The 6,074-nt window shown below is 55.1% G+C and carries 8 protein-coding genes and 1 tRNA gene; 2 read left to right on the top strand and 7 right to left on the bottom strand.

Annotated elements, in window-relative coordinates:
- On the top strand, nt 1-277 hold a 277-nt coding region (locus B7364_RS08520), incomplete at its 5' end, for a hypothetical protein (RefSeq protein ID WP_157893606.1).
- Nucleotides 278-457: 180 nt separating this feature from the next.
- Here the strand turns inward: B7364_RS08520 and B7364_RS08515 are convergent.
- From B7364_RS08515 to B7364_RS08505, 3 genes are all read right to left on the bottom strand, one after another.
- Nucleotides 458-532: transfer RNA gene (locus B7364_RS08515), tRNA-Gly, on the bottom strand.
- 53 nt (nt 533-585) lie between these two features.
- Nucleotides 586-840 (bottom strand): hypothetical protein, encoded by a 255-nt coding sequence (locus tag B7364_RS08510; RefSeq protein WP_085339577.1) that lies wholly within the window; start codon nt 838-840, stop codon nt 586-588.
- Nucleotides 841-939: 99 nt separating this feature from the next.
- Nucleotides 940-2,061: a nitrilase-related carbon-nitrogen hydrolase gene (locus B7364_RS08505; protein WP_085339576.1), complete on the bottom strand. Its 1,122-nt coding sequence runs from the start codon at nt 2,059-2,061 to the stop codon at nt 940-942.
- A 78-nt stretch (nt 2,062-2,139) separates the two neighbouring features.
- On the opposite strand from B7364_RS08505, the gene B7364_RS08500 reads away from it, so the two are divergent.
- Complete coding sequence (locus B7364_RS08500; protein ID WP_085339575.1) at nt 2,140-2,616, top strand: DUF1203 domain-containing protein; 477 nt, start codon at nt 2,140-2,142, stop codon at nt 2,614-2,616.
- On the opposite strand, the gene B7364_RS08495 is transcribed toward B7364_RS08500, so the two are convergent.
- The 4 genes from B7364_RS08495 to B7364_RS08480 form a co-directional block, all read right to left on the bottom strand.
- Nucleotides 2,613-2,984, bottom strand: coding sequence for an MmcQ/YjbR family DNA-binding protein (locus tag B7364_RS08495; protein ID WP_232780851.1), 372 nt, complete (start codon nt 2,982-2,984; stop codon nt 2,613-2,615). The genes B7364_RS08500 and B7364_RS08495 overlap by 4 nt on opposite strands.
- Entirely contained in the window at nt 2,971-3,882 is a 912-nt protein-coding gene (locus B7364_RS08490; RefSeq protein ID WP_085339573.1) for a polysaccharide deacetylase family protein, read from the bottom strand. Before B7364_RS08490 ends, B7364_RS08495 begins: the two co-directional genes overlap by 14 nt.
- Nucleotides 3,883-4,088: 206 nt before the next feature.
- The gene (locus tag B7364_RS08485; protein WP_085339572.1) at nt 4,089-4,871 is read right to left on the bottom strand and encodes an outer membrane protein; all 783 of its coding nucleotides are present in this window, start codon (nt 4,869-4,871) and stop codon (nt 4,089-4,091) included.
- Between the two features lie 175 nt (nt 4,872-5,046).
- A partial coding sequence (locus B7364_RS08480; protein ID WP_232780850.1) for a DUF3137 domain-containing protein occupies nt 5,047-6,074 on the bottom strand: 1,028 nt, incomplete at its 5' end.

Here is a 6,074-nt window from a genome sequence, read left to right as displayed (position 1 = left end):
CAGCGCGTCGCCGAAATCACAGTTATTGCGGGTGTCCAGCTGGTATGCCCTGCGCGACAAGGACTTCCAATCTGCCGCTCGCGAACAATTGGGGCTCGTGCGCGGCTCTATCGGCGTGCAGCCTAATGCCTCAGAGGGCACGGTCCTCGGTCATATCGATACAGCTCTCGGGCGCCATGCCGTTATTGATCGAGGGGTGAATGTCATTGCTGTGCGCGAGATCCCCGGTGCGGAGCTTGCACTCGGTCAGGTTCTAGGTGTGGGGATTGGGCGGTGATGATTCTGAGCTCGGCTCACCCTAGTTCGAAACAAGACGCAACCAAAAGAAACGTCGCCAAGACGCGAATCAATTCTGGCTCTCGTTACAGAAATCTGTGCCCCAATCCCACCCCAATTATCACGAAATCGTGAACAGAATTTTTGACCACTTGCAATATTCTGTTTTTATTGTAGTAATTGGAGCGGGCGATGGGAATCGAACCCACGACATTCAGCTTGGGAAGCTGACGTTCTACCTCTGAACTACGCCCGCTATGAGTTAAGTGGCATGGGTTGGGCCGTTGATTTCGGCCAAGCCCTCTACCCTCAAATCAGATGGTTCTTTTTGACCATTTTCATCTCAGTTGCAAGGCCAGACACTGGCGTGTGATTTACGGCCATTTCAGAGGCTTCGAGATAGAAGGCGGCCATCAAATCCGTAACTTCGTCCGAGATCGAGACCAAATGTGGGTGAAGTTGAGTCTCCGGGTGTTCCTCAACAAAGGCCTGCCAACTCGTGAGGATAAGTTGTGCACGATCAATGATTTCGTGAAGTCCTTGCTCAGAACCTATATTGTCCATGATTGCATACCCCCCATCTTACCTTTGAGTATGGGCGGAGAAAGCGCAGAACTCCAGAGTCAATTACATGACTCCGATGATCTGATACAGTTTGAGGTGCTAACGCAGAATACCACGGGCGGCCATGTCGTCTATGACGGCGCGCTGCCGGGCCAAAACCTCAGCACGTTCAATCATTTTGCCGTCTGGGGTCTTATTGGCGGGAGCCAAACGGGTCGCGGCATAGGTTTGCTCAAACGCATCCATGGGTAAGCGCGACAGCGTGTTGGTCATACCTGTTTTCTTCCGCGTCTCGCGCAGGGCGGCCATATCGAGAACAGCATTGGCGTTAAAGGTCTCGCCCGTGCCAGCTTCAGCCAAAATTCTCCCATACCAATCCAGCACGATCGACATGCCGTCGGTGGAATTGGCGGCTACGGGCGTGCCGTAAATGCCTGCGGAATTAGCACTGACGACATAGGCGATATTTTCCACAGCACGGGCCATTTTCGAGATGTGCTTGGGCGTCAGATTGGGGCTGCCTACTTCGCTGGTTGGGTGGAGCAAAATTTCAGCGCCCTTGAAAACCGCCATGCGCGCGATCTCAGGATAGAGGATTTCCTCCGACGCAATGGTGCCTAATGTGCCGATCTCAGTTACCGCTACAGGAAAGACAGCATCGAGGCCGTAAGCAGCTAGATATTTGTCCCAGACATCATAGGGGCTGGGCGTATAGAGCGAAATCATGCGGCGATAGCGCAGCACGACTTGGCCAGTTGGCCCATAGACGACATTGGCCTGAAAATAGAGATCCGGGAAATGGGGGTCGTTCTCATAATGGTTGGAGCAAAGATACACCCCATGCTTTTGGGCGATGGCGGCAATGGCTTCGGCTTCGCCCCCCTGCATGTCGATGGCAGCCTTCGCCTGCCACTGCTCGCGCGTTTCGCCCAAGGGAAAACTCGTCAACCAATATTCGGGCAAAACGACCAACTTCAAATCATAGCCATTAAAGCCTTTGAGAAAGCCTTTGGCCGCGCCAATCTGACTGGAAACGCGCGCCATGGTCGCGCGCATGCGGGCGCGGGCGGCCTCTTTGGTGCTGTCTTGATTGACTGCATCACAACGGGTTTGCAGCGCCATGGCCGAATAACGTATGGGCGAGGTTTGGGCAGTCGCATCGGTCATGGCTAGGCTGGCTCCAGCGGAAAGGGCGGTCAACAAAAGATCGCGGCGGTTCATGGCAAGCTAGGTCCGAAAGCCGCCAGCCCGTGCCAGCAAAAGCAGGCAGGAAGAACCGCGTCTGACGAGGATTTCATCATGGCATTTATCATCCAAGGGCTAGACCCATCCCTGTTTGGTTCGGTTTTAGATCAAAAGCAAGTCGGGTCCGAAGCTTCCTTTGCCCATTATTATGACGTCGATGAAAACCCCGGCTTCCCATGCCGCATCACGTTGGACGATGCCGCGATTGGGCAGCAGGTCGCCTTGGTCGCCTATCCGCACCATCAAGCTAACACTCCCTATACTCAGTCCGGGCCCATCTTTGTTTCCCGCGGGGACGTAAAGCCCGGCCGATTTGTCGATGCGATCCCGCCTGCCCTTGCCCGGCGTAAATTGTCGCTGCGGGCCTATGACAAAGAAGGGATGATGGTGGATGCAGCCCTTGTCGATGGCGAGGCTGCAAAGCCAGTGATCCTAAGCCTGCTTTCCAATCCAAACATCATCAAGATTGACGCCCATAATGCCACACGGGGCTGTTTTGCCGCCCATATAATGCGGCATGAAGGACCTTAGGCCCCTGCCTGCTCTAAATCCCATTTCTTCAAAAACGTTTTTTTGGCCTGTTCGCGCCAAACCCGTTTGAGGTTTGCTACCACCCACTCGGGGTCGACCATATCTGGGCGGGCTAGGATCAGAGGCCAGCTTTTGTAATGGGGTGTGAAGAAGAAGGTTTCGGGATCAACTTCGACTAGAAATTCGCGTTCCTCGAACGTGGTTTTGAAGACGGGCGCATGTTCAGACGAGCTCCACCACACCCACATTTTGCCATGCGCTTTCAGGTTTGGCTGGCCCCAAGATACGGCGTCTTCGACATTGGGCAGGTTGAGTGAAAGGGCGAGTGCTCGCAGGCTCTCCCAGGTGAAGGGCTCAACTTGCGGCACTGGCAATCTCGCGAGCCGTCGCACTCCAAACCTGTTGATCAGATGCGAGAGCCGCAAACACCTCCCGCACCGCCCACAGGCGGAAGGGCAGGCCTGAAACATAAGGTGTTAGGGTGAAAGACAGAACTTGCCCGCCATAGCGAGGCCCCTCTTCCACCAAGAGGTCGCGGGCAGCGAGGATCTGGTTACGCCATTCAGTCTCGCTTTGGCGCTGATCGATCAGCAGCTTACGGTCATCTAATTCATTCGCCAAAGGCACGCAGGTTAATGGCCCAGATGCCGTCGCCATTGGCCAAGGCACGCTGTCGCTTTCCCAATCGAGGCACACGTCAAAGCCTGCCGCCTTAATCAAATCAGGGGTCTGCTCGCTTTGCTGACGGGCGGGCGACAACCAAGTTCGGGGGCTTAGGCCCACGGCTTCAAAAGCCTCGCGCGTACGGGCGACATAGGCTGCCTCCACATCCGGCTCTATCCCTCCCCAATGGATCGAATCTGTGTCCCAGCCATGGGCGGCAATCTCGTGGCCATCAGCCAAAATGGCTTCAATCAGCGGCTTCTTCTTGGTGAGTAAGACCGCATTGACGGCAAAAGTGGCTCTGAGGCCTGAGGTCTTTAGTGCTTTCAGCAAGCGGAAGGCACCAACCCGATTGCCATAATCGCGGCTGGTATAGTGACGCAGGTCGGGATAGGGTGTCACCATCGCGCCTGGATGCTTGAACGGCTTGCCAGACGGGTTCAGCATGAAGAATTCCAGCGGGATCACGATCAAGGCCGCAACAGCTTTCGCACCAGGCCATTGAATTGGCTTCCGCTGATCCGCTTGCCGCCAGCCATAGCGGTCAATGTCTTGGCCATAGCCACGCTTGGGATAGGTCAGATAATCCGTTGGCAAAGTCATGCCCCACTCTAACCCCGCTTAGCTTCTGGTTTCAAGGCAAGGATATATCTTTACGTGCTATGGGGCGTTCGCCGCAGGAAGGAAAGCGCGATACGGGGTCAGGCTAGACCGTGCAAAGCAGCAACCGAGGGGCAAGTTTTAGAACATGGCCCCGTCCGATACCCAATCTGGTGTCCCGTCTGTTTTCCCGTCTGTTTTCCGAGTGCTTAGAAGCTCAGCAAGACACCGGCGCGGGCTTCCCCACCTCGATAGTCGGTCCGCGCAAGATACTCGATACCGGTCAAAGTGACTTGGGCATTGACGGCATCATTGCCAACTGCCGTCACCGTGGCATCGCCAAGATCGGTATAAATATATTCGCCGCGCACAATTACGCCGTCGATAACTTCAAACTCTGCGCCAACACCAATGGCCCAGCCAGTCAGGTTTTGTGTGTTGCGTCCGTTCCAAGCAAGTGTTGGTGCCCCATTGACCACGACCGAAGCGGTGGTTTCGACATGCGCAAAGGCCAAGCCCCCTGTTGTATAGACAGAAAAGCCATCCAAGACCTTCACGCCAAGGCGGCCGCGCAACGACCCGCGCAGGCCATATTCTTTCGTCGCACTTGTGGTGAGACCGGCTGGAGCTGGGCTTACGGCCGGGGCTGTAACTACAATCGGGGCACCGGAAAATGAGCCCGGGGTCGCATCGCCGCCGCCAGAGATGTCAATCTCCAAGCCCACGATAAGCGGGCCATTCGTATTGTAATGATTGCCGATAATGACACCATAAGACAGGCCATCCAGCTCTGGCTTGACGCGGGACGGGGCAATTGTTGGACCCAAAGCCCGGAAGGCTGAGCTACCAACCGTCTCTACGTTACGATCTGTGCCCATTAGATTGCCTACGACGATACCGCCGTAAACACTGCCACTATCTTTAGCTTGTGCGGAGCCAGCGCTGAAACATACGGTCATTGCCGCGACAGCTGCCAATACTACTCTCTGCATGAAAATCCTCCGAGCTTAGGATTTGCTACAGGGTTAGCGCTAATAAAGATTTAATTTTCCTTGGCAGATCGGGGCCAGATCGGGGTCGCGTGCCCCTTGGGCGTTAAGGGTGCCAAACAAATTGCAAGGTCAGGTAGAAGCAGAAGTGGGCAGTTAAATCTCGGCACGTGTCCCCTCACCGAGCCCGCTCATTCAAGGTCTGGGTTAGGTCGATCAAGCTACCCAATTGGTCGATGGTGGTGGCAAAGCGCGCATCATCCCCTTCGGCATCAATGCCGCCACTTTCAAACATGTCGCGCGTCTCAATCACAACGACGACCCTGCCTTGTGCAAAGGCCAAGCGCATATTGTTGCCGTTGAATGCCTCTTCCATTTCCATCAGGCGCTCACAGAAAGCGGGGTGGAGCAGGTATCGGGCCTCGACCTGGTCGGTCGAAACAACCTCAAAGCGACGCTCAAAATCGGGGTGAACCATTTTAACCGGCTCAAGCTTTAGGCCAGTGAAGCGCGAACCCAAGTTAATCAAGCCATTGAACAAACCCATATCTTGGCGAACCAAAGTGGTCGAGGTGAAAGGTCGCGCAAATTGATAGCCCATAACTACGCCGTGAAACACGGTTACGAGGCGGCGGTTCTTGCCCTCGCCCTGATATTCTTGCAAATGGGCCTCATGCAGCGTGCCTTCGGACTCGCCAAACTTACCTTCCCAGAAATCACTATAATCGGCTTGGTCGGGATTGGATGGGATCAGGCCCATCCGGGTTGCAAGTTCAAAATCGCTGCTGGGCGTGCCGTCCAAATGATAGCTAAGGCCAAGGGCTGCCCCTAATTCTTCATTGGCCCGAACTTTGATTTGTTTGGCCATTGCTTGCACGGGCAGATTAGCCATCCACCATGTGATGCCCCCGATTAAAGCCCCAACCACGAAGCCAAATTCGGCCTGATCCGGCATATAGGCCATCACGGCAATCGCGGCGGCAGCCGCAAGCCCCATCCCAACCATTAGAATCTGTAGATTGCGCCGCTTAGCCTCTTCACGCGCGGCGGATTGACCATCGAGCCAGTCCCGCAGGCCGTTAGACATAACGTGATCAAAGAGGGCTTGATGTCGCATGGGAGGGAAGTCTAGCGCGGCCAAGTAAACAGAAAGCAACCAAGAATGAAGCCTAGGCCGTGTGGACAAAGTATCTGATCCAGAGGCGT

This window comes from Aquidulcibacter paucihalophilus (assembly GCF_002105465.1).
GTDB lineage: Bacteria > Pseudomonadota > Alphaproteobacteria > Caulobacterales > Aquidulcibacteraceae > Aquidulcibacter > Aquidulcibacter paucihalophilus.
This window is presented reverse-complemented; position numbering and strand designations above follow the sequence as displayed.